Source organism: Nostoc sp., from assembly GCF_036917615.1.
In the GTDB taxonomy this organism is placed as follows: domain Bacteria; phylum Cyanobacteriota; class Cyanobacteriia; order Cyanobacteriales; family Nostocaceae; genus Nostoc.
Genome location: NZ_JBALCZ010000017.1, coordinates 104,051 through 128,142 on the forward strand (window position 1 = coordinate 104,051; position 24,092 = coordinate 128,142).

Here is a 24,092-nt window from a genome sequence, read left to right on the forward strand (position 1 = left end):
CAAATCCCAAATTGGCACTCAAGAAGTCAGCCTCGCTGCAACGATCGGAAAAATTGAGGAAGTCTGAGGGTTGGGTTCCACCGCTTTTAGTTTCCGGTGTCTGATAGCATATAATTTCGTTGCCAATTCCGAATTAAAGGTGAAGTATGTCTCGTCGTGGTGTTATTCAAAGGCGCCCAGTTCCGTCTGACTCCGTATATAACAGTCGCCTTGTGAGCATGATTATCAGGCGAATCATGCGTCATGGCAAGAAATCACTTGCCGCACGCATTGTTTATGATGCATTGAAAACTATTGAGGAACGCACTGGTAGCGCTGCCTTGGAAACCTTTGAAAGAGCAGTGCGAAATGCCACGCCTTTAGTAGAAGTAAAAGCTCGGCGAGTTGGTGGAGCAACCTACCAAGTACCAATGGAAGTGCGTTCAGAACGGGGCACTACCCTAGCACTGCGTTGGTTAGTGCAATATTCCCGGTCTAGACCAGGTCGGACAATGGCAAGCAAACTGGCAAATGAGTTAATGGATGCTGCCAACGAAACTGGAAATGCCATTCGCAAACGGGAAGAAACGCACCGGATGGCGGAAGCTAACAAAGCATTTGCACACTATCGTTACTAAGTAGAAAAGCGATATATCGCCCTCCCGAAGCGGTATATCGTAGATTTACAAAAAAAGGCGGTTTTCCGTAAAAGTATAGAATCTTAACAAAGAGTAATATACAAGATATCATGAGGCAAAAACTATAGGAGGTAGCTGTGGCACGTACGATCCCGCTAGAGAAAGTACGCAACATTGGTATTGCGGCGCATATAGATGCGGGCAAAACAACAACAACAGAGAGAATATTATTTTACTCTGGGATAATTCATAAAATTGGCGAAGTTCATGAAGGAACTGCCGTTACTGACTGGATGGAGCAGGAGCGGGAGCGGGGAATTACCATTACTGCCGCTGCTATCAGTACCAGTTGGAATGATCATCAAATTAACATTATCGATACTCCAGGTCACGTAGACTTCACAATTGAAGTTGAGCGTTCCATGCGCGTGTTGGATGGTGTAATCGCAGTATTTTGTTCTGTGGGTGGCGTGCAACCGCAGTCTGAGACAGTGTGGCGACAAGCAGACCGCTACAAAGTTCCTCGGATAGCCTTCATCAACAAGATGGATCGCACTGGAGCGAACTTCTATAAAGTTCACGAGCAGATGCGCGATCGCCTGCGAGCAAATGCGATCGCCATTCAATTACCAATTGGTAGTGAAACCGAATTCCAAGGGATCATCGACCTAGTACGGCAACGTGCGTATATTTACGCCAATGACCAAGGAACCGATATCCAGGAAACGGATATCCCCGCCGAATTGCAAGCGCAGGTAGATGAATACCGCGTCAAGCTAGTGGAAGCAGTGGCAGAAACTGATGATAGTCTGATGGCTAAGTACTTCGAGGGCGAAGAACTGACAGAAGACGAAATCGCTACTGGACTGCGTAAAGGCACAGTTGCTGGCACAATCGTACCAGTACTTTGTGGCTCGGCATTCAAAAACAAAGGCGTGCAATTGATGCTGGATGCCGTTGTCGATTACCTGCCAGCGCCAAGTGAAGTGCCGCCAATTCAAGGCATACTGCCGAATGGCGATACTGTTGAGCGGCGGGCTGATGACAACGAACCCCTAGCGGCTCTGGCATTCAAGATTATGGCTGACCCTTACGGTCGCCTCACGTTTGTCCGTGTTTATTCTGGTGTGTTGAAAAAGGGTAGCTACGTCCTCAACGCTAGTAAGAATAAAAAAGAACGGATTTCCCGCTTAGTTCTGATGAAGGCAGATGATCGGCAAGATGTCGATGAACTGCGAGCGGGTGATTTGGGAGCAGCCCTGGGATTGAAAGACACCTTGACAGGTGACACGATCTGTGATGAAGGATCGCCAGTAATTCTGGAATCCCTATTCATTCCTGAGCCTGTAATCTCGGTGGCGGTTGAACCCAAAACCAAGAACGACATGGATAAACTATCCAAGGCTCTGCAATCTCTCTCAGAAGAAGACCCCACATTCCGTGTCCGTGTCGATCCCGAAACAAACCAAACCGTGATCGCGGGGATGGGAGAGCTACACCTAGAAATTCTAGTAGACCGGATGTTACGAGAATTCAAGGTGGAAGCGAATGTAGGTGCGCCGCAAGTAGCTTACCGAGAAACAATTCGGAAAGCTGTGAGCAAAATTGAGGGCAAATTCATCCGCCAAAGTGGTGGTAAAGGTCAATACGGTCACGTTGTGATCAATTTGGAGCCTGGAGAACCCGGTACTGGCTTTGAATTCGTCTCCAAAATTGTCGGTGGTACAGTACCTAAAGAGTACATCAGCCCAGCAGAACAAGGAATGAAAGAAAGCTGCGAATCCGGTGTTCTAGCTGGATATCCGTTGATTGACGTCAAAGCGACGCTAATTGATGGTTCATATCATGATGTAGACTCTTCGGAAATGGCTTTCAAAATCGCTGGCTCAATGGCGATGAAAGAGGCTGTGCTAAAAGCTTCACCCGTCCTCTTAGAGCCTATGATGAAAGTTGAGGTAGAAGTTCCCGAAAACTACCTTGGGGATGTTATGGGCGATCTCAATTCCCGTCGTGGGCAAATTGAAGGCATGGGATCTGAGCAGGGTATTGCCAAAGTGACAGCTAAAGTCCCGTTGGCAGAAATGTTTGGCTACGCCACTGATATCCGGTCGAAGACCCAAGGTCGGGGCATCTTCTCAATGGAGTTTAGCCGCTACGAAGAAGTACCTCGCAACGTGGCTGAGGCAATCATTGCTAAAAGCAAAGGGAACGCTTAGTTAAAATAAGGAAATGAGCATTCATGGCACGCGCAAAGTTTGAAAGGAATAAACCCCACATCAATATCGGTACCATTGGCCACGTTGACCACGGTAAAACTACGTTAACAGCAGCCATCACCATGACCTTGGCAGCTATGGGTCAAGCTATAGCTAAAGGCTACGACCAAATCGATAACGCGCCAGAAGAAAAGGCACGGGGTATTACCATTAATACTGCTCACGTTGAGTATGAAACCGAAAATCGGCACTATGCTCACGTAGACTGTCCAGGACACGCTGACTATGTGAAGAACATGATCACCGGCGCTGCTCAGATGGATGGTGGCATCCTGGTAGTAGCTGCTACCGATGGGCCAATGCCCCAAACCCGTGAACACATCCTACTGGCAAAACAGGTAGGCGTTCCCAGTCTGGTTGTTTTCTTGAACAAAGAAGACTTGATGGATGACCCAGAACTCTTGGAACTAGTAGAACTAGAACTTCGAGAACTGTTAAGCAGCTATGATTTCCCTGGCGATGATATCCCCATTATCAAAGGCTCTGGTCTACAAGCTCTCGAAGCAATGACCAAGAATCCTAAGACTAAAAAAGGTGAAAACCCCTGGGTAGACAAAATCTACGAATTGATGGACGCTGTGGATTCTTTCATCCCCACCCCTGAGCGGGATGTTGATAAGCCCTTCCTGATGGCTGTAGAAGACGTATTTTCAATCACAGGTCGTGGTACTGTCGCCACTGGTCGGATTGAACGGGGTATAGTCAAAGTCGGCGATAACGTTGAACTAGTGGGTATCAGAGATACTCGCGCCACTACCGTAACTGGTATTGAAATGTTCAAGAAGAGTCTTGACCAAGGTATGGCTGGGGACAACGCTGGCGTACTCCTCCGGGGTATCCAGAAGGCTGATATTGAACGGGGCATGGTAATCGCCAAACCAGGTTCAATTAAACCTCACATTCAATTTGAAGGTGAAGTGTACGTTCTAACGGAAAAAGAAGGTGGTCGTAAAACTCCATTTTTCTCCGGCTACCGTCCCCAGTTCTATGTGCGGACAACCGATGTAACCGGTACCATCAAAGCCTTCACCTCCGATGATGGTAGTGAAGCCGAAATGGTGATGCCAGGCGATCGCATCAAGATGACAGTAGAATTGATCAACGCGATCGCTATTGAACAAGGAATGCGCTTCGCTATCCGCGAAGGTGGGCGCACCATCGGTGCTGGTGTCGTCTCCAAAATTCTCAAGTAGCACCTTTTTGCTCATTACAAAGGAGCAGGGATGGTATAATGCCTCTCTGCTCCTTTCTCTTCCCTCTATAAATAAGGTAATAGGTTACAGGGGACAGGTGATAGTTTTCTGTAACCTATAACTTGTAACCTTTACTTTGTAAATACTCCCCTAATTACGCAGAACCTGGACAATTAAAGATGGCAACTCTACAGCAGCAGAAGATTAGAATTCGCTTACAGGCTTTTGACCGACGCCTATTAGATACATCTTGCGAGAAGATTGTAGACACAGCTAACCGCACCAACGCTACAGCCATAGGGCCAATTCCTTTACCAACAAAACGCCGGATCTACTGTGTGCTGCGATCGCCTCACGTAGATAAAGATTCACGGGAACACTTTGAAACCCGAACTCATCGCCGGATTATTGACATTTACCAGCCCTCTTCTAAGACTATTGATGCCCTGATGAAATTGGATCTACCATCGGGTGTAGATATCGAAGTCAAACTTTAATTAGTCATTAGTAATTAGTCATTAGTACTCAGGCAAATGACAAAGGACAAAGCGCAAAGTCTGAGCGGAGGAAACCTCCGCTCAGAAGTTTGTAAGAGAGGACAAATGACATTAGTATGAATTTTGACATAGCCCTGAAGAAATATATCTCAGGGCTTTTATTTAGCTAGGAAACAAATGATAGAATGTAGACAAAGTACGGGAAAAGCAGAGAAAAATAAATTTTAAAGATTAAGTTTATACCAAGGTAACAATGACATCATCTTCTAAAATTGCAGTTCGCGAACTACCTCTGTTCCCGTTACCCGAAGTAGTTCTGTTTCCTACCAGGCCATTGCCCCTGCACATCTTTGAATTTCGCTACCGAATCATGATGAACACGATTTTGGAGAGCGATCGCAGGTTCGGTGTTTTGATGGTCGATCCTGTTAAAGGTACAATTGCAAACACTGGTTGCTGTGCGGAAATTGTTCATCACCAACGGCTGCCAGATGATCGGATCAAGATGTTGACTTTAGGGCAGCAAAGATTTCGTGTATTAGAATATGTTCGTGAAAAGCCATACCGTGTTGGTTTAGTTGAGTGGATTGAAGACCAACCACCGGCTAAAGATTTGCGACCTTTGTCTTCTGAGGTAGAACAACTACTGCGAGATGTTGTGCGTCTGTCAGCCAAATTAACCGAACAAAATATCGAACTGCCAGAAGATTTGCCTGACCTACCAACAGAGCTATCTTATTGGGTAGCCAGTAATCTTTACGGTGTCGCCGCAGAGCAGCAGTTATTGCTAGAAATGCAAGATACTGCAACTCGTCTAGAGCGAGAAGCAGAAATTTTAACTTCTACTAGGAATCACTTGGCAGCTCGCGCTGTTCTCAAAGACACATTTAATGAAAAGTGAGGAGTTAGGAGTGAGGAGTTAGGAGTGGGGAGTGAAGAAGAAATAACAAAAAATAAAAGATTGACAACTTATAATTTATATTGGCTAACTGATAACTGATAATTCTTAACTCCTCACTCCTAACTTTTCAAGTAAGAGCGCTGATCGGCAAAACATTGTAAGCGCCAAGAATTTTTAAAATCTCTGTGTGGATACTTAATTCTACTAAAGCAGATTGCATTTGTGCTTGCTTGGCATCCGCTTCTAAATCGATGAAAAACAAGTATTCGCCTAGCGATCGCTTCGTTGGACGAGATTCAATCCGGCTAAGGTTAATCCCTAACTGAGCAAATATATGCAAAGGTTTGACCAATGCTCCGGGTGTGTTGGCAGGCATACTAAAAGCCAGCGATGTGTGACTGGCACATGTTCTTGATGTCTGGTATCCAGCCTCCGCTTCACCCTGACTTACTACCCAAAAACGAGTAAAGTTTTCTGGATAGTCGTTGATATTACTGGCAAGTATGGGCAGGTTGTAGAGTTGAGCTGCTCTACTAGAAGCGATCGCTGCCGTTGTCGTGTCTTGTTCCAATCCCTGTAGCGCTTCGGTTGTAGAATTGCTGGGAATAATTTGTACAGCCGGCAGAAACCGCTCTAACCATCCCTGGCATTGAGCCAAAGCTTGCGGGTGAGAGTAAACAGTTTTAATCCTATCTAAGCTAGAGGCGCAAGAAATTAACATATGGGCAATGGGTAATACCAAAGCCAACTGAATTCGCAAACTGTCCAACTGCCATAGTGTATCCAGTGTTGTGGTAACACTCCCTTCAATAGAATTTTCCACTGGCACAACAGCCAAATGAGCTTGACCATCAGCAACGGCGTGTAGTGACTGGGAGATGGTGGGATAGGGATATAACGTAGCTTCAAGTCCCGTACTTTTAGCTAGCCAGTTGACATAAAAAACAGCTGCTTGTTCTACGTAAGTGCCGGGAGGTCCTAAATGTGCGATCGATATAGTCATGTGTTTATTAGTTATCTGTTCAATTTATAGACTATATCGTGAGTCAACCCAGCCTTTCTTTATTGACCGAGAATATTGCTTTAATTTGATTCATTTGATTGCGTACCGCTCTTTTAGGTGGCATAATTATACAGTTTATGGCTGTACAACTGTGTGGGTGCTTGACTAGGTAGAGCAAATGTACTAGCTTGATTTCAGTAGTTGTTTCAGTCAGAAATAAAGATTATGAAGTTCTCCTACACAATTCTCTATGTAAAGGATGTTGCCCAATCGGTCGCTTTTTATGAAAAGGCGTTCGGACTCAAACAGCAGTTTATTCACGAGAGCAAACAATACGCCGAGATGCAAACGGGTGGAACAACTCTCGCTTTCGCCTCAAATGAAATTGCAAAATCTAACCTCCCCCAAGGATTTCAAGAAAACAGCCTATTAAATCTACCTGCTGGTATTGAGGTTGGTTTTGTAACAGACGATATAGCAGCAGCTTTGTCGTGTGCCATAGAAGCTGGTGCTGTGGTTATTGTAGATGCCAAAGTTAAGCCTTGGGGACAAACAGTGGCTTATGTCCGTGATTTGGATGGAATTCTTGTTGAAATTGCTAGTCCAATGTAATCTAAATTAAAAAAAATAAACATAATAAATTAATCAATAATAGAAGTATCAAACAATTACTTCCTTCAATTCATGGCTACCAAGTTTACTGCCTCCCAATCAGTGGAAATTGCTGTTCCAGAGCAGCCTATTCCTATTCAGCACTACTTGCGTCAGCCTCAACGTCTGGTTAAGGCTTTAGTTGACAATAGCCGGATTCAGCAGCTTTCTGAGGAGGTATTTCGCTTGAAAATGCGTCCGCTGACTTTTATGTCACTGAGTATTCAACCTACTGTAGACATGAGAGTCTGGGCAGAATCAAATGGAATAATTTATTTGCGATCGCTAAGCTGTGAAATCCTGGGTTTCGAGTATATTAACCAGCGCTTTGCTCTCAATTTAAAAGGGTATTTGTCTCCCAAAGAGTTTAGTACTGGCACTCGCCTCGAAGGAAGAGCTGATTTAGAAGTGCTGGTGGATTTCCCTTTGCCATTTTCCTTGACTCCTAAGCCGATTTTAGAAGCTACTGGCAATGGTTTGCTCAAAAGCGTGCTGTTATCGGTCAAGCAACGGTTATTAAATCAACTTTTGGCGGATTATCGCTACTGGGTGATATCACAAACCAAAGATAGAGGACTTGACGGTGACAGTACTGAATTACCAATCCTGAATGCTGAGTAATTATTTAATCACTCAACACTCAGTCGTTTGATTTGGCAAGGACGAAAAGACTGACGATGTAGGGGCGAGGGCCCGTATTGTTGCAAAGCAAGCTTATGCCGCTGGCTACCATAACCCTTGTTACACTCCAAGTTGTACATAGGGTATTTTATTGCCAGACGCAGTACCAGGTCGTCACGCCAAACCTTAGCGACAATACTAGCAGAGGCAATAACGAGCGATCGCTCGTCCCCTTTGACTATTGTTTGTTGCGGCAGTAACAAGTCTTTGATTGACTGATTGCCATCAACCAAGCAGAGTGCAGGCTGTACCTTGAACTTCAGCACAGCCCGCTTCATTGCTAACAGCGTCGCTTGCAAAATATTTATCTTGTCAATTTCGGCAGTAGAAGCAAACCCAATTTTCCAATCTATAGCCAGCCCACAAATTTGCTGCGCTAGCTGAGTTCTACGAGAACTAGACAACTTTTTACTGTCTTTAATTTTAGCTGCCATCAGTATTGGCAAAGCATGATCTGGTAGGATCACTGCTGCCGCTACCACAGGCCCAAATAGAGCACCTCGCCCTACTTCATCCACACCTGCAACCAACCCTGGAATCCCTGACAAGGTAGAAAACTCCAGCCAACTGGATTTTTCCAAGGGTGCTGGCGACGTTTCTACCATAAGGCAAATTAATTATCCTCGATCGCTGAGGAACGACGGCGGCGACGACGGCTGGCAGTGGCGGCGCTGTTCGCATCACTTTCATCTGCGATCTCGTTGGCGGCTGAGGCTTTCGCAGACAAGCTACCCGTTGGGTTCGCAGTCAACTCCGATGGTTCAGTTGTCTCTTCTATCAAAGATTTTTGTTCTGGCTCAATAAATTTTGGTGTCGGTATCTTGCTTGCGCTTATTTCAGATGTTGCTTTTTGGGCAATAGTTGATTCAGAGGTTGATTCAGTTGGGGTCGTTGGCAGTTGACCAGGCTGAATCACATTAATAATCACAGACTTGGTATTTTTAACCTCTTGCTCTAACTTCACCAAGGGAGATATTCCCATCAAGGCAAACATATCCTGTTCCTGGAGGCTCATTTCTACAGTTCTAATCTCCGGTGGTTCTACCACTGGTTTGACTGGTTCTGCCTTGATAACTTTAGTGCGCTCTACTCTTTCACTCCAACCTGGTTTACCAAGGGTTGGTAAGGGGATCTCTGGTGCAACTCCTAGTTCTGGTTCCACATCAAGGTCTAAGTCTGGCTCGTTGACAAAAGCCAGTGGATTGGCAACAACCCGAGCTTCATCTTTCCCGTTTAACCCATTGATGCCAATTCGACTGCGGCGAGTGCGGGTACGACGCTTATTATCATTAAGTTCTTGATAACTAGGATGATTAATCAAATTAAGATTACTCAATTCCGAGTCGCTGTCAAATGCTTCCCCAAATCCATCATAGGTTTCTCGTGGTTCCGGGATGCGGGCAGATGGCTGACGTGGTTCTCGGTGAGGCAGGGATACAAAACGCTCACGCTCTGGTGTTTCTGCCGGTATTGGCAATCGGTTTTCGATTTCTCCAGGCAGACGCACAGTATGTCCTAAACCGCCACAGGTTGGGCAAGTTTCACCAAACAATTCGTAAATGTTTTGACCCTGACGCTTGCGGGTCAATTCTACTAAACCCAGTTCGGTGAGTTGGGCAATCTGGGGACGAGCTTTATCTGCTTTGAGTGCTTTATTAAAGTGTTCGAGAACTTGCAGTTGGTCACGTCGCGATTCCATATCAATAAAATCAACGACGATTACCCCAGCGATATTCCGCAGACGCAACTGGCGAGCAATTTCTGTTGCAGCTTCGCAGTTTGTCCACAAAACTGTTTCTCTAGCTGTTGCCGATCGCGTGAAGGAACCTGAGTTAACATCGATTACGGTTAAGGCCTCAGTCGGCTCAATGATGACGTAGCCTCCAGAAGGTAGGTCTACTCTTGGTTTAAGGGCTTCTCGAATCGCGGCACTGATGCGGAAGTACTCTAAAATTGGAGAGCGATCGCGATGATGGTCTATTAACAATCCCTGCGGTGTTTGACCTCCACTCCAGTTCTGCAAGTACTGCTTCACGCGCTTCAAACCAGTACTGGAATCCACGACAATCCGATTTACATCCGCGCCGTACATATCCCGCAATACGCGCTGGATAAAGTCATCGTCCCGGTTGAGCAGTGCTGGAGCACGGGTGGAATGCGCTTCCTGCTGGATCGCCTCCCATTGCTTTTGCAGCACCTCCAAATCTTCCATAATCGCTTCTTCTGGTTTGCCTTCAGCTTCTGTACGCACAAGCAAACCCATTCCCGCTGGTTTTACCAAAATTGCCAGCGCCCGTAAGCGGTTGCGCTCACTTTCACTTTTAATCCGTCGGGATAAATTTACGCCCCTACCATAGGGCATCAGTACTACGTAGCGTCCGGGTAAGGTAATATTACCCGTGAGCCTGGGCCCTTTTGTCCCCGTTGGCTCTTTCATTACTTGCACCAAAACTTTCTGCTGTGGTGCTAGGAGTTCTGTAATTGCCGCTGCGGTACGCTTTAGCTTCAATGGCCCCAAGTCGGTGACGTGAATAAAACCGTTGCGCTCTGGGTCGCCAATATTGACAAAAGCCGCATCTATCCCAGGCAATACGTTTTCTACTACTCCTAAGTAGATATCACCTATTTGATGATGACCTGTAGCAACAACGAGTTCCTGTATTTGATCTTCAGAAAAAACCGCAGCAATTTGGTGCTGCTCCGCGATGATAATTTGTTTTGGCATTCAATTTCCTCAAAAACTGGCAGCACCAATAGGTCTGGAGGTTTGTGTTTTCTTTTGTTGTCCCTACAACCCTTAAAAGGCGCTACTGGTAATAAAAATCGCAAACCTGAGCTTCTAAGTTAAATAGCTATTGGCGCTCTTAAGAGCGTTTACACGGCTGATTATTCCAGAACGGCTGCATATTCTCTCAGCAATTAATCAACCGTCCGTGGTTGATTCGTGATGCAATACCCTCAATCAAGAGAGTTCTGAGTTGAAAGTTCTCAATCCTGAGTAAGCATTTTAACTCAGGACGCTTCATTTGAGAGTAACCTACTGAAGTCGTTAAGAAAAAGAAACTATTTCTATTTTCCATTCCCCGGATTTATCCTTAGGGTTATACTCAGCAACGCCAGCTGCTACCCTGCCTTAAGCTGCCCTAGCCTATGGCAAGCCGCCCTTTGCGCGTTTGTGAACCTCTACAAGTCGGCATAACCGACGGCAGTTGCTTCAACTCTAGAAAAGTAACGCACTAGCTCTTGGGCACTACTGTGGATTAGACATTCAGCAGTTGTTTAAAAAGCATGGATTTAGAGAAGCTAACCGAGCCTGCTGTTAGTTACTGATTCACAAGGTAGCTATAGAGAGAGTGTGCGTTCTTTAATCTGCCTTTTGTTTATCTGGGATAAAATCTTAGAAGTTGCACTCTAATATCTTTGCTTTCGCCCCCTGAATACCAGGGTAGTGAACCAGCTAATTCAATGCAGCGCCAGAAAATTTCTCTTCACCCCATTCTAACGCAACCTTGCTAAAAATCAATTCCGACGATGTGCCATGTTAGGACAACTACTAGCAAGCTGCCCTACAGCGATTATACCCCTAAAATTAGCCGATTGCGGTGGATGTGCAGGAGTTGAAATTCTACACTAGCCACTGCCTCTAGCATAAACAGGATTTGTTCGGGACGCAACAGCAAACCCTCCTGGCGATAGCTACCTCGATAACGGATCACAGATGATATAGATTCTGCAATGCTTTTGTGGGTTTTTACTAATTCCAGTTCAAATAAGCGATCGCGCAGATTTATTAACTGGCTCTTACCTGACTTAGTTGTGTGTTCGTACCAGAGTTCTTCTTTGGCTTTGATTGTGTCAATCCAGTTTTGACATTGTATAGGTGTTGCTTCTTCAAGTGCTGCTACATTAATCAAATACTCTGCGGACTCTAGCAGTTGGGTAGCTGCCTTAGCTTTTAAATCTATCTGCTCCACATTATATATAGGTATGTCTGTGGGCATTTCACGAGCCAACTGTTCGCAAAAAGTATCAACTGCCATTGGCACAGTTAACTCAAAATCTGCAATTTCGCCGCTGCTAGTAGCCCCTAAAGCCAAAGCAGTTGCTAGAGAAATTCGCGGCATGGGATGAAACCCACCAGTGAAAGCGATCGGCAAGCCTGCTCGCCGCACAACTCGGTCAAACAGACGGATTAAATCCAGATGGCTGATCAAAGCCATATTACCCTGTTTCCCAAACCAAACTCGCAGTCTTTGTGCCTTAGTTGTGTTAGGGACAAACTCGCCAGCGAATTTTGGGATAGCAGGTGGTTCAATCACGACGTTATGCCCAAAGTCGGTGCCACAGACACCACAGTGAGAACAACCTTCAAAAGAGCAGTCAAGTACAATTGCGGCTTCTAGGGCGCGTTGCAAGTCGTCTTGGAGCCACTTTTTGTCAATTCCGGTATCAATATGATCCCAAGGTAGAGGAATATCGAAGGAGTGGGGAGTGGATAATGAGGAGTTAGGAGTTAGGAATTGGGTATTTTCCGCATCTGCCAATCTCTTCTGCTCTTGTATATGAAACAAATTCCATTCACCATTTTCTACTTGGCGATATTTCCAGTCTAGATCGGCTTGGGCGATCGCAGACCCCCAAGCACTAAAAGCCTGATCTAAATTTTCATACCAGGAATCCATACCTGCACCCAATTCCCAGGCACGGCGCACTACCTTGCCTAAACTGCGATCGCCTCGTCCCACAAAATCCTCCATTGCCGAAATGCGGACATCGGTAAAATTTACCTTCACTCCCTTTATCCGGCGGAATTCTTGCCGCAGCAGGTTTTGTTTGCGCTTAAATTCAGTGGTAGAGACTGAGTGCCACTGGAATGGTGTATGGGGCTTGGGCGTAAAGTTAGAAATTGTCAGGTTAAAGTTTAGGGGTTTTCTGCCTTTACCCTGACATTCACGCTGTAACCAGCTTACTGTTTCCGCAATACCCAAAACATCAGCATCCGTCTCACCCGGCAAGCCAATCATAAAATACAACTTGATTTTATCCCAGCCTTGCTCCCAAGCGGTTTTCACTCCCCGCAACAATTCTTCATTCGTCAAACCCTTATTTACGATGTCTCGCATCCGCTGAGTTCCAGCTTCTGGAGCAAAGGTCAGTCCCCCTTGCCGCGTACCTCCAAGGATGTTGGCAATATTCTGATCAAATCTGTCTACCCGTTGGCTTGGTAGAGTCAGAGAAATGTTTTCATTTTTTAAGCGATTTTTGATTTCCATCCCCACTGCTGGTAGGGACAAATAATCAGAACAACTCAGAGATAGGAGGGAAAACTCATTGTAACCAGTTGCCTGCATACCCTGTTCAATTGCTTCTACAACCTTATCGGGTTCTACATCCCGTGCTGGTCGAGTCAGCATTCCTGGTTGACAGAAGCGACAGCCACGAGTGCAACCACGCCGAATCTCAATGGTCAAGCGGTCATGCACCGTTTCTACGTAGGGAACTAACCCAATGGAATATGCTGGTATGGGAGTTGCAACCCGTCGTAGAATTCGTTTTGGCACGTCTGAGCGACGACGATGAACTGAGCCATCCTCTGCCATGTCGTAAAACTGAGGGACATATACGCCTGGTATCTGTGCCAAATCCAGTAACAGCTGTTCCCGACTCAAGAGTGCTTGTTTGCCTTCTTCCAACACCAAACCAATTTCTGGCAGCAGTTCTTCTCCATCTCCAAGGGCGAAAAAGTCGAAGAAGTCGGCATAAGGCTCAGGATTCGATGTTGCTGTTTGCCCACCAGCGAAAATCAACGGAAACTGGGACTGGAGATTAGTAAATTCTCTCCCTGCTTCCCCTGCTTTTTGGCGTTCTCGCCACGTCAAGGGAATTCCAGCCAAATTCAACATTTCCAAGATATTAGTCGCACCCAGTTCGTAACTGAGGCTAAAGCCTAAAATGTCGAATTCTGTCAGCGATCGCTTTGACTCTACCGCAAACAATGGCGTATTAGTTTCGCGTAGTTTGGCTGCCAGGTCTTGTCCTGGTAGGTAGGCGCGATCGCACAATTGACGCGGTTGGGCATTCAAGATGTTATAGAGGATGATGTGCCCTAAATTGGATGCGCCTACTTCATATACTTCTGGGTAGGTTAAGACCCAGCGTATTGCTGTCGTATCCCAAGCTTTGTGTACAGCTAAAAGCTCGTTACCCAGGTAACGCGCTGGTTTTAAAATATCCGATGTTATTAATTTTTCAACTGCAACAGCCACTGTGCTATCTTCTAGCTACCTTAATTACAGCTACTCAAACCTTACCTTAGCATTAAATCAGGTCTTCTAACATAGTTTATCATTGCAACTTACAACTCCTTTACATAAAGTTCACTTCTTACCCCAACCTTTGTGCTTTTACATTAAGTTATGTTGCAGCCAACTCAACTTCACCATCCAATATTTCAAACACCCTGTCGAGTTGCGTTAGTTCAAAAATAATTCTAATTGACGGAGCGACAGCGCAAAGTCGCAAACCCCGTCCTAAACTAAGAGCCAGCTTGTGTGTAGATAACAATGCCATCAACCCCGCGCTGTCTAACGATTCTACTCCTGCTAAGTCTACTACCAAGATAGAAATACCATTTTGTGCCAACGCTGTAGTAATATCTCGTTCAAATTCCAAGGCGTTTGCAGCATTAAAACAGCATTGGGGACGAATAACTGCAATCTTGGGATAGTTAAGCACTGCTTGCATAGTTACATCCTATTGAGAATTGTTGAAGCGTCAAGCTAAGGATTATTTGAACATAAACTCTTTTTTGTTGCATCGGCCATATGTATTAGGTCTCTTTGCTGAATCTTTATTGCTTTCGTATCTCTGTTTAAAGATTGTCATAATTCCAATTTAAAATGTGTTTATATATACTTTTTTTTTCTCCCAGTTCAAAAACAATCAACATAGACAGCCATAGAACAAACAAATCATCAGTAACTATGCTGAGAAAACTTGCTTCGTCTATAACTAGAGCTAATTTAGCCAAGTATTAACGGTAAGTTAAATCTCCCACTTTCGGGTTGCTGATGGCATCCGACAGAGTCATAGCGAGTTATCTATTTAACTAATTAAAATGTGATCTATATCACTATTAAGTAGTATTTGGATCACGCTTTATACTTAGATGTATCTGGGACAATTAGTATAATATACAGTTGGATTATTACTTATGAGAACTAAGTACGCTATTCGGAAATTGGTAGAAAAAGCTCTTGACATTAAAAAACTAACTCCTGAGATAGAAAATGAAATCAACTCAGAACTGACGGAACTGGGTTACATTTCTGACGTTGACTACGAAGCTCTGGAATTATTAATGGCAGAGATGGATGCTGGTCGAATTCAGTTGGTTCCTAGCTTGGGATATTCCTAATTGCTTAGGCATAGACGTTTGTTGCCTATATCAAGTGAATTTGATTAAGACTAAAGCAATAAAACTTTAAAATAAGTAAAACAAGTTTTAGTAAAGGCAAGGCAGATAACAAGCGCGATATAATTGCTTATATTTTCTCAATCTCTAGGTTGGCCGATTCAGCCTCCTAAAGCTATCCTTTACGTTTGGACACCTGTTCCTCCAGGATGATTCCTCAGCAGAATTTGTGAGGTTGCTACTTGACAAATGTGGCATTCTTGTCCCTCCAGGCAGTGGTTATGGTGCATCTGGAGAAGGCTTTTTCCGCATTGCTTTAACTATCCGTGATGAACGGTTGCAACAAGGAATTCAACGCATGAAAGATGCTGGTATTCGCTACGCCTGATACCCGATGCTGTGGACTGAAGATGCAGGGACGTAAAGACTAATGCCCAATGCCCAATCCCTAATCCCCAATCCCCAATCCCTGTTGATATGCTTGCCAAAGTTGGTGAATAAACTGATTGAGTTGCTGCTTGGCAGCAGAATCAGGTTCAGTTTTTGGTTCTTTTGCTAAAACTTGGCTCAACAAGCTAATTACTTCTGTGTCTAATGCTGGCCGAAATAAATTGGCAGGCCAAAGCAAGTCAGAAGCATCTCGCAAATCGGTAATTAGCGGCGATTCTTGAATCAAAGTAACCATTAATAAAGGACGCACCCAGCACAACTGGCGGGAAACTACAAATTGAATGACTTCTGCATACAGATTCCTGTCGCCATGCTCTAAAGACACAATTTGTCCTGGTTGAAGAAAATTTAGGCTAATGTCCATGATTATGCAGTTTGAGCAGGGGCAAGGATTATCTGGCAACTTCCTTAATCTTAAAAGTGAAAATGCGCTACGTTTAAGGAAAGCTTCTGTAAGATTAGGGTAGCACTCTTATGGCAGCCATGTCTTAGACATCTGCTTCACTTGTGGCTACGCAAAATTAATACGATCAATCCCTGGCAGCAAAAGGTTTTCCTAGCATAGTATCTGAGCAGAAATACTATAGAATAGGTAAATAACTGTTAAGCGATCGCTACACAGACACTTCGTAGTGGTGAATCAACAAGAAAAGAGCAAAGAGCCGTGTCAGTTGAAACTATTGAAAAACCTTCCACAATTCGTAAGCTAGCCCCTCGGTATCGCGTTTTGCTCCATAACGATAACGACAACTCTATGGAGCATGTTGTGCAGTCCCTAATAGCCACTGTACCAAGCCTTACCCAACCCCAGGCTGTTAGCATCATGATGGAAGCCCATACTAACGGGCTAGCTTTAGTTATTACTTGCGCTCTGGAACACGCTGAGTTCTATAGCGAAACATTGAAAAGTCACGGTTTAAGTAGCACGATTGAACCTGACGAATAGTCATTGGTCAATAATCAAGAGTCATAATCTGGAGTATTGACTGCTGATTATTGACCTATTTACTATGAAAAAAAACCTTGTCCGTTTAGCTGAACGCCCTGCCCCCATTAGGCTGGGTTCTTTTATTGTGACTTTATTGCTGCTATGGTTGCCATTGGCTGCACCAATATACTTACTAGTGGATGATTCAAACTTAGAAAGTATATTGACATTGGTATTGTTATATGCAGTATTTATTTTACTTCTGAGACTATGGGGCAAATATCTCTACCAGCAGCCCCGAATTCTACGGCATTATGGCTTAGAATTCACGCGACAAAACGGTGTGGATTTAGTGCGTGGCTTGGCTATGGGGATAATTAATATTCTGATACTTTTTGGGGTAGAAAGTTTGTTGGGTTGGTTGGTGTGGCAACAACCGAAAGTTTTTTTGCTGAAAGTTATTTTAGAGGGTTTACTTGTTGGCTTAGGTATTGGATTTGCTGAGGAATTGTTATTCCGAGGCTGGTTGCTAGATGAATTACAACGAGATTACAGTCCGCGTATGGCACTGTGGACAGATGCAACTGCGTTTGCTACATTGCACTTTATTAAACCCTTGGAGGCAATTATTCATACATTGCCGCAATTTCCAGCTTTAGTACTGCTGGGGTTAACGCAGGTATGGGGAAAGCGCTGGCGGAGGGGACGCTTGGGTTTACCAATTGGGCTACATGGTGGTTTAGTTTGGGGTTACTACATTATTAATGTGGGTAAATTAGTGAAATATTCTGGTCAGGTTCCTGATTGGGTAACTGGTGTGAATAATAATCCCCTACAAGGAGTGATGGGGGTGTTGTTAATGAGTGTACTAGCTTTGTGGATACGGGGGCGAATTGAGCGATCGCTTCATATATGAAAATCAAGATAATGAATTATGTTAAGCCCACTATGCTATGAGCTTTAGTTTAGCTATCTTTCAAATCGGCGATCTCATCACTGGAAAAATCATTAAGCTGGAGCCTACAGGTGTTCTAGTTGATTTTTATACCGATCAACTAGCTTTTGTGCCATTAGTAGAGCTATCATTCGTTGAGATTCAGACCCCAGAAGAAGCCGTACAACTAAATGAAATCCGAGAATTTCTGGTTGTGGCAAATTACGATGGTGAACACGATATTTTCTTCTCGCATTGTTCACCGGAGACACTAAAAGATAGCGATCGCTTGTACGAGACTGGATTGAATCTGGCTTCTGAAAAATGCAATCATCCTATCAATAGAGAAGACCTGCTCGTACACACTAAAGTCCTTGATGTTCATAGACATGGGTTATTAGTAAGGATTTACTGGTTCTTATGTTCTCAAGAGCATCCTCCAACGGTTTCTTTTTCAATTCGCAAACTAGAAATGCGAAAAGCATGGGAACGGCTACGCCAATTGCAGGCTGAAGACATAACAGTATATGGAAAAATTCTTAAAAAAACTTGAAGCGGTGCATTAGTAAAAATTGAGGGTTTGTATGGGGGAATTCATACTTATGTTAATAAGCATAAGGAGCAATTGGTAGTAGGGAAGGAACTTCCACTCAAGATTATAAAGGTGAGAGAGGAGTATAATCAGCTATTACTGATCCATCGTTCTGTTTCAATGAAACTCAGGCAATTGCAGGTTGGTCAAGTTGTTAGCGGCACTATACGGAGCATCAAAGACTATGGTGTGCGCGTTTATATTGGAGATTTATATGCCTTGTTGCCAACTTCAAAAATGTTCCATCCATCTGTTGACCATCCAGACCAATTTTTCAAAATTAATGACCATTTAAAAGCAACGATCGTTAAACTAGATCCTGAAAACGGTCAAGTTGTTCTAGAGATGGGTGTCAGCCACAGCACGCAACATTAAATATCCTGCCGTGCTGTACTAGCCCATTCTTCACTACGGGCTGCATCAATTTCCTCTGCAGAAGGTGCTTTTCCCAAATCCGCACACAGTCCCCACAATGATTTGCGGGGAATTATAGACAATTTATCTGTTAACTCGCGTTCTATATCAGGAGCAATTTGCTGGATCAAACGTACTTTGTCTACAGTCGAAAGCTGCTTTGCTAGTTTGATGATTTATTGTAAACTCACAAATTTCCACCTGCTTCATCTGCAAAAATTTTAACAATAGCTAAGAATACTGCAAAACGGCGAAGGTGTGATCTTCGGATTGGAATAAAAACGATCGCCATAATTCACATTGCGCGATCGCACCTACGCCACATTTTTTACTGATATAATTCCTTTACCACACCACTGGATTAGTAGCCATCTGTCAGAATCTTTATTCAGTGCTGGCTTGAGATGGAAATTAAAAACCTCCTGCCAAACCTGTACTTCATCTCGGATACAAAATCTGCCTCCAGTTCTTTAAACTGTTCCCATTGCCGATTTCCAATAGCAGTCAACATGGGAATCATGGTGGTGATTGAAACTTGGGAGGCGACGGTTGTCATTCTGGATAGTCCTCAAAAATACAAATAATCGGCATAGGTAGTTTTTGGATGCAATATTTACGCCTGTGTCTCAACTACAGTACCCACTAAACACGCCTTATTCAAATTAACGCCGCTCAAATTAGCACCTTCTAACTCTGCACAAAGTAAATTCGCTCCTGTCAAATTCGCCCCCGCCAAATTCGCCCCCCGCAAGTCAGCTTCTTCCAGATTTGCTTCACTCAACAAAGCCCCTTGCAAATCGGCGCGACTCAAATCTGCACCCTTGAGATTTGCTCCAGTCAGGTTTGCACCGCGCAAGTCAGTACCGCGCAAGTCAACACCTTGTAAGTTCACGTTCATCAAATTGGCACCACTCAAGAAAGCACCCGCCAATGACACATCACTGAGTCTTGCTCCCATCAAGTTAGCGCCGCGCAAATTACTACCCCGCAAGTCAGCACCTGTTAAATCTGCTTGCATCAGGTTTGCTCCCATCAAACTCGCCCGTAAGTCAGTTTGTTGAAGGTTGGCTCCCATCAAATTTGCCCCCTCCAAATGCCCACCTTCGAGTTTAGAACTAGCGAAATTAGTGCCGACAAGGGTAGCGCCAGCAAGATTAATCCGGCTTAAATCCAGGCGGGAGAGTTCCTCGTCTTCTAAATTTGCCCCTGGAAGTTGTTTGAGTTTTCCTAATTTAATGGCTTCAATATTCATGTAAAGTAACTACCAATCTCCTCACTTATCTTGCTGTGGCTATCCCATTGGGAATCAAGTATCCAGATGCCGGCGCTGACTTTGGGTGTCATTAAGGGTAAGTCAAGTCCTTGTTGTAAACCCATAACTAACAAAGCTAGGGTATCTACAAGTTTAGGGTCAAAGCGGGTTGATTGTTGCTGTCTGCACTCATCTAAAGCTTGAGTAAATATCTGTTCCCGGCTTTGATTTGACAATTTTCGCTGATTGAGTCGCCACTGAAAGTCTGCCAATAATGCCAAAATTCTCGACTCTAGGGGAATTTCATCTCCAGCTAAACCTGCTGGTTCTCCTGTGCCATTCCACCACTCGGTTTGGTGAGTAATAATTTGGGCAACTGCTCGCAATCGTGGCATGGTTCGCAATACTTGCGCCCCCGGTACTAAGGGACAAGTTAAGGGAGAACTGGGGGCATCTTCTTGGTAGCGTGTGGATATACCGCCAGTCAGAACGCTTTCTGCTTTCTGTAATGGATCTATGCGATGCAACAAACTCGCCAGCCGCAACCGTTTAATCTGCCACGCAGGAAGATCCAAAAGCTGGGCGATCGCTTCAGCAAGTACGACTACTTCCGCAGCTGCCATTGGATTGTTGACATCTGCCATATCCATCAGTTGCGCCATTCGCAAAAAGGCTTGGATTTCGTTGGAAACCAAGTTGCGATCCAGCGTTTGTTTCTGAAGCGCTGTTGGTATGGATAAATTATCTTGCCCAGTTTGGAGATAATCTACTACACGGGAGACAACTGCACCCAAATTTTGGGATCTGGCCATTGACGGTACAATTTGCTGTTTATCGGCTGTGAGTTTTTTCGCCAGTTCTGGGTTGTATTTTTTAATGTGAGCGATCGCTATTTCTGCTGTCTCTTGCACTAACTCTGGCTCAAATGTCCACAAGCCATAGAATTTCCGCTCTAAGTCTGATGTCGGTACTCCAGCGCTGCCATAATCAGCTTCTGATAATTCTTGACAAATTACCATTGCTGTGTATCTAGGCGATAAAATAATTAAGTGCCACTCCTGCGCTACTGGATCAGTTGGATCTAATGCCACTAAGTCTACATTGGGTAAGAGGCTAGTAGGATGTTCAGCAAAGCCGGATTCAGCAGCAGCCATGATGGCAATTTCGCGGCTGCGCTGGGCGATGTCTGCATATCGTTGAGCTTCTTGTAGATACCATTTACCCTGTTGGAAGGCTGTGATAACTAGGGGTGTACCGTCGTCGGTTAAGATATGGTCTTCTAGAGCGTGGCACAGGGCAACTAAGGTATTTTTGTAGTAAACACCGAATCGAATTGGCCTGGTGGTATGGCGATGGGCTGTTTCTAGCTGTTGTAGGATTGAACCTTCTAACATGGGATTTGGTAAAAATAACCGCAGAGGCACAGAGAAGCCAGTGCGTTGGGCGGGTTTCCCGACTTGTTCGCTTTTAGCGTTCCCGCTCTTTAGCAACTGGCGCGACGCAGAGGAAGAGAGGGGGAGAAATTCAGAACTCGTGTTTTTTAGGATACACCTGCTAACTGTTTCTCTTTCGTCTCTATTGGTGCAGAAAGTGCTGCTTCTAAGTCGGCACAACCCAGCTTTTCTTCTAAAATTTTCATGACTTCGCGTCCGAAATCGTTGGGGTTTTGTTGCCAAGCTTGCAAGCAGACTTCTCCAAAAAATGAACCAAGGGGTTCGGGATTCCAAAGGAGTTTTTTGGCTGTCCACGGCATCAAACTCATTGGATCATACCCTGGTTTGAGGATGCCTTCTTTGAAAGCGTATTCTTCTAAATGGGTATGGGGTTGTAGTCCAATAAAGAAGATGGCTGGTTCGACTTTATCAGCACCAAAAATCCGTTCTAGTTCGCGGTGATAGGCGATAGTTTGGCGGATGGTTTCGGGACGTTCGTCAATGACATTAAAGGAGTAATTGACGGAAACTAAGTCGTTGAAACCAGCTGCTTTTAAATCACGGCAGTTTTGCAAGACGGTTCGCAGATTGTACCCCATCCGCATTTTCCGCACAAGTTCTTGAGAACCACTGGTGATCCCAATTTCAAAGTAGTTCATCCCGGTTTTCGCCATCAAGTCGCACAACTCTGGTGTCAAATTGTCGGCTCTAATGTAAGCTGCCCAGTGGATGTCTGTAATACCAGAATCGACGATTTTTTGCAACAGTTCTATGGCATCGTCGATAAATTTTTTCGCTGGGATGAATTGGGCATCGGTAAACCAGAAGTTGCGAATGCCGCGATTATACAATTGTCGCATCTCAGCAACTACTTCATCTGCTGGGTTGATGCGTACTTGTTTGCCTTCGACAACAGTGTAGACGCAATAGCAGCAGTTGTGAGGACAACCACGCTTAGTTTGTACACCTATATAAAAGTCTTGCTCTTGCAAATAAAAGTTAAATTCCGGCCAGATGCTTTCGATATAGTCATAGTTACTAGCTGTTTTTTCGAGTGGGGTGGGTTGTTCGTGAATTAGCCGTTTCCGTGGTTGAGTTTCTCCCACCACGTAACAGCGTTCATCTCGAACATCTTTGCCACTTAAAAGTTTTTCCAGCAGGGTTTCCCCTTCACCCACAGAAATAATTGTCCCTTGGGGTAAGCTTTTACCCAACTGTTCGTAAAATACACTAACTGCACCACCACCTACAACTACACGGGCATTAGAATTATATTTTTGGGCACGCTTTAAACCGCGTTTGATTAAGCCCTGGTTCCGCCATAACTCTACATAGTAAGCGATGAAGATTCGCAAACCGCCCAATCCCCCACGTAATTTCAATAGAGGATTCTTAGCATAGTAAAATTCAAAAGCGTTTTGCAGTGGGTTGCCACCACGTCCACCGACTGGGGCATAAATTTGAATATCCCGCCAAGAAAATACTAGCAGTGTCGGTTTAAATTCATCAATACAGCGATCCAAGGCAAAAGTGTAATCTAAAGGTGGCACTGTTCCCAAATCAAAAATGCGCTGTTCGATATTAGGAAACTGTTTGTGGACGTGATCGCTCAGGTAGACAACCCCAATGGGAAAGATAGGGTTACAAGGAAGGCGAACGTAAAGAATTCGATTTTCCATCATGGGTGTTTTGACTTCCATCTTGCCAATCTTTGGGGAAAGCGAGATAAATTCCAGTTTTAAGGCGTGTTTTTGTTTTGGCTGCTCTTAATCTCTTACAATCTTGCTTGACATTGAAACCGATTATTGATATACAAATGAACTTTTGTTCACAGATGTAAGAATCAATAAAATTACTTTGCATACCAAATGCATGGCATTTTATCAAGAGAGGCTTTATGAAGACATTTTCATATAGCTTTACGATAACATTGAGTTTATTCATTAAGCGATGATCCCAGGCTTTTAATCGTGGGATAGATGAAACACAAAAATACACTCCTGAACTAGGCTCAAGCTAAGGGGATCTTCGCTATACCTACCCGATAATTATCTGCCCTAAAGAAGTTAAAGCTTTTTTGCCAAAGATTAAAAATTCAAAGATGTTCACATAGTGTAAAATTGTAGACAAGGCATAAATATTTACGAAATTTTTATAACCTACGATATATCTTTAGGTAGAAATAATCTAGAAAGAGGTGAGTTGGTAGTCGGAGCTACAGCAACTGGGGATCAGGCAATGCTAGGCTTGGCTAGTGTAATGTAAAATTGTGGCGAAAAGCTCCTCAGCAGTTATGGCTCAAATATTAGATCCTCTACCACCTGAGCAATCGGGAAAAATTCTCTGCTGCTATATTAATGCCACGAGCAAAATACAGGTAGCTCGCATCTCCAATATTCCCAACTGGTACTTTGAAAGAGTTGTTTTCCCTGGACAACGTTTAGTGTTTGAAGCTCCGGAAAAAGGTCAAATGGAGATTCATACAGGGATGATGGCAAGTGCAATTTTATCCGATAATATTCCGTGCGATCGCCTGATGCTCGACGAACCGAGCACTGATGAGTTTGATACAGACTCATCAGATGAAAAAGACCCTTTTAATACCAAACCAATGTTGCAGCAACTTAATACAAAAACCGAAGATACTACAAAACCTTTACAAGTGGCTAGTTTAGCTTCTGTTGATTAAAAAAAACAATTTAGCTCAATTTGAGGGTTGCTGAATTCAGCAGCCCTTTTTGTTTATCATTTATGGGGCATTGGGCATTGGGCATTGGGCATTGGGCATTGGGCATTGGGCATTGGGCATTGGGCATTGGGCATTGGGCATTGGGCATTGGGCATTGGGCATTGGGC

Annotated in this window: 23 protein-coding genes and 1 pseudogene; 14 read left to right on the top strand and 10 right to left on the bottom strand. The window is 44.3% G+C overall.

The window, feature by feature from the left end; translation table 11 throughout:
• Positions 1 to 146: 146 nt before the first annotated feature.
• The 5 genes from rpsG (at position 147) to V7K85_RS05120 (ending at position 5,484) form a co-directional block, all read left to right on the top strand.
• On the top strand, positions 147 to 617 hold the full coding sequence (rpsG, locus tag V7K85_RS05100; protein ID WP_229465239.1) for a 30S ribosomal protein S7: 471 nt from the start codon (positions 147 to 149) through the stop codon (positions 615 to 617).
• A 137-nt stretch (positions 618 to 754) separates the two neighbouring features.
• On the top strand, positions 755 to 2,833 hold the full coding sequence (fusA, locus tag V7K85_RS05105) for an elongation factor G (protein ID WP_334811567.1): 2,079 nt from the start codon (positions 755 to 757) through the stop codon (positions 2,831 to 2,833).
• A 23-nt stretch (positions 2,834 to 2,856) separates the two neighbouring features.
• On the top strand, positions 2,857 to 4,086 hold the full coding sequence (tuf, locus tag V7K85_RS05110; RefSeq protein ID WP_334811568.1) for an elongation factor Tu: 1,230 nt from the start codon (positions 2,857 to 2,859) through the stop codon (positions 4,084 to 4,086).
• Between the two features lie 179 nt (positions 4,087 to 4,265).
• On the top strand, positions 4,266 to 4,583 hold the full coding sequence (gene rpsJ / locus V7K85_RS05115) for a 30S ribosomal protein S10 (RefSeq protein ID WP_008232935.1): 318 nt from the start codon (positions 4,266 to 4,268) through the stop codon (positions 4,581 to 4,583).
• 253 nt (positions 4,584 to 4,836) lie between these two features.
• On the top strand, positions 4,837 to 5,484 hold the full coding sequence (locus tag V7K85_RS05120; protein ID WP_334811569.1) for an LON peptidase substrate-binding domain-containing protein: 648 nt from the start codon (positions 4,837 to 4,839) through the stop codon (positions 5,482 to 5,484).
• Between the two features lie 127 nt (positions 5,485 to 5,611).
• Here the strand turns inward: V7K85_RS05120 and pheA are convergent, their stop codons facing one another.
• Positions 5,612 to 6,487 (bottom strand): prephenate dehydratase, encoded by an 876-nt coding sequence (gene pheA, locus V7K85_RS05125; protein WP_334811570.1) that lies wholly within the window; start codon positions 6,485 to 6,487, stop codon positions 5,612 to 5,614.
• Between the two features lie 225 nt (positions 6,488 to 6,712).
• Here pheA and V7K85_RS05130 point away from each other — a divergent pair, with 225 nt between their 5' ends.
• Positions 6,713 to 7,099: a VOC family protein gene (locus tag V7K85_RS05130; RefSeq protein ID WP_334811571.1), complete on the top strand. Its 387-nt coding sequence runs from the start codon at positions 6,713 to 6,715 to the stop codon at positions 7,097 to 7,099.
• A 72-nt stretch (positions 7,100 to 7,171) separates the two neighbouring features.
• The gene (locus V7K85_RS05135; protein ID WP_334811572.1) at positions 7,172 to 7,759 is read left to right on the top strand and encodes a DUF1997 domain-containing protein; all 588 of its coding nucleotides are present in this window, start codon (positions 7,172 to 7,174) and stop codon (positions 7,757 to 7,759) included.
• Between the two features lie 8 nt (positions 7,760 to 7,767).
• Here V7K85_RS05135 and V7K85_RS05140 read toward each other — a convergent pair whose 3' ends face one another.
• The 4 genes from V7K85_RS05140 to V7K85_RS05155 form a co-directional block, all read right to left on the bottom strand.
• The gene (locus V7K85_RS05140; protein ID WP_334811573.1) at positions 7,768 to 8,424 is read right to left on the bottom strand and encodes a ribonuclease HII; all 657 of its coding nucleotides are present in this window, start codon (positions 8,422 to 8,424) and stop codon (positions 7,768 to 7,770) included.
• Between the two features lie 8 nt (positions 8,425 to 8,432).
• Complete coding sequence (locus V7K85_RS05145; protein WP_334811574.1) at positions 8,433 to 10,544, bottom strand: Rne/Rng family ribonuclease; 2,112 nt, start codon at positions 10,542 to 10,544, stop codon at positions 8,433 to 8,435.
• A gap of 850 nt (positions 10,545 to 11,394) precedes the next feature.
• Positions 11,395 to 14,085 (bottom strand): TIGR03960 family B12-binding radical SAM protein, encoded by a 2,691-nt coding sequence (locus V7K85_RS05150; RefSeq protein ID WP_334811575.1) that lies wholly within the window; start codon positions 14,083 to 14,085, stop codon positions 11,395 to 11,397.
• A gap of 148 nt (positions 14,086 to 14,233) precedes the next feature.
• Positions 14,234 to 14,563: an STAS domain-containing protein gene (locus tag V7K85_RS05155; RefSeq protein ID WP_334811576.1), complete on the bottom strand. Its 330-nt coding sequence runs from the start codon at positions 14,561 to 14,563 to the stop codon at positions 14,234 to 14,236.
• A 469-nt stretch (positions 14,564 to 15,032) separates the two neighbouring features.
• On the opposite strand from V7K85_RS05155, the gene V7K85_RS05160 reads away from it, so the two are divergent.
• Positions 15,033 to 15,236, top strand: coding sequence for a hypothetical protein (locus V7K85_RS05160; RefSeq protein WP_334811578.1), 204 nt, complete (start codon positions 15,033 to 15,035; stop codon positions 15,234 to 15,236).
• 138 nt (positions 15,237 to 15,374) lie between these two features.
• Positions 15,375 to 15,621 (top strand): annotated as a pseudogene (locus tag V7K85_RS05165) (aminotransferase class I/II-fold pyridoxal phosphate-dependent enzyme); the annotation flags it as partial.
• A gap of 60 nt (positions 15,622 to 15,681) precedes the next feature.
• On the opposite strand, the gene V7K85_RS05170 reads toward V7K85_RS05165, so the two are convergent.
• Positions 15,682 to 16,047, bottom strand: a complete 366-nt coding sequence (locus tag V7K85_RS05170; RefSeq protein ID WP_334811579.1) for a hypothetical protein — start codon at positions 16,045 to 16,047, stop codon at positions 15,682 to 15,684.
• A gap of 300 nt (positions 16,048 to 16,347) precedes the next feature.
• On the opposite strand from V7K85_RS05170, the gene clpS reads away from it, so the two are divergent.
• From clpS to V7K85_RS05190, 4 genes are all read left to right on the top strand, one after another.
• Positions 16,348 to 16,629 carry an ATP-dependent Clp protease adapter ClpS gene (gene clpS, locus V7K85_RS05175; RefSeq protein ID WP_334811580.1) on the top strand — a complete coding sequence of 94 codons (282 nt, stop codon included), beginning with the start codon at positions 16,348 to 16,350 and terminating at the stop codon, positions 16,627 to 16,629.
• 64 nt (positions 16,630 to 16,693) lie between these two features.
• A complete protein-coding gene (locus V7K85_RS05180; RefSeq protein ID WP_334811581.1) occupies positions 16,694 to 17,527 on the top strand; it encodes a CPBP family intramembrane glutamic endopeptidase in 834 nt (277 codons plus the stop codon).
• A 37-nt stretch (positions 17,528 to 17,564) separates the two neighbouring features.
• The gene (locus V7K85_RS05185; RefSeq protein WP_334811582.1) at positions 17,565 to 18,098 is read left to right on the top strand and encodes a hypothetical protein; all 534 of its coding nucleotides are present in this window, start codon (positions 17,565 to 17,567) and stop codon (positions 18,096 to 18,098) included.
• A 72-nt stretch (positions 18,099 to 18,170) separates the two neighbouring features.
• Positions 18,171 to 18,512, top strand: a complete 342-nt coding sequence (locus V7K85_RS05190; protein WP_334811583.1) for a S1 RNA-binding domain-containing protein — start codon at positions 18,171 to 18,173, stop codon at positions 18,510 to 18,512.
• On the opposite strand, the gene V7K85_RS05195 is transcribed toward V7K85_RS05190, so the two are convergent.
• The 4 genes from V7K85_RS05195 to V7K85_RS05210 all read right to left on the bottom strand — a co-directional run bounded on the left by V7K85_RS05195 (position 18,509) and on the right by V7K85_RS05210 (position 22,936).
• Positions 18,509 to 18,682 (bottom strand): hypothetical protein, encoded by a 174-nt coding sequence (locus V7K85_RS05195; protein ID WP_334811584.1) that lies wholly within the window; start codon positions 18,680 to 18,682, stop codon positions 18,509 to 18,511. The two genes, V7K85_RS05190 and V7K85_RS05195, sit on opposite strands and share 4 nt — an antisense overlap.
• Before the next feature lie 482 nt (positions 18,683 to 19,164).
• Entirely contained in the window at positions 19,165 to 19,803 is a 639-nt protein-coding gene (locus V7K85_RS05200) for a pentapeptide repeat-containing protein (RefSeq protein WP_334811585.1), read from the bottom strand.
• Positions 19,800 to 21,197, bottom strand: coding sequence for a DICT sensory domain-containing protein (locus V7K85_RS05205; protein ID WP_334811596.1), 1,398 nt, complete (start codon positions 21,195 to 21,197; stop codon positions 19,800 to 19,802). Before V7K85_RS05205 ends, V7K85_RS05200 begins: the two co-directional genes overlap by 4 nt.
• Positions 21,198 to 21,343: 146 nt before the next feature.
• On the bottom strand, positions 21,344 to 22,936 hold the full coding sequence (locus V7K85_RS05210; protein ID WP_334811586.1) for a photosystem II high light acclimation radical SAM protein: 1,593 nt from the start codon (positions 22,934 to 22,936) through the stop codon (positions 21,344 to 21,346).
• 593 nt (positions 22,937 to 23,529) lie between these two features.
• Between V7K85_RS05210 and V7K85_RS05215 the strand changes: the two genes are divergently transcribed.
• Entirely contained in the window at positions 23,530 to 23,925 is a 396-nt protein-coding gene (locus V7K85_RS05215; protein ID WP_334811597.1) for a DUF1830 domain-containing protein, read from the top strand.
• Positions 23,926 to 24,092: the final 167 nt, after the last annotated feature.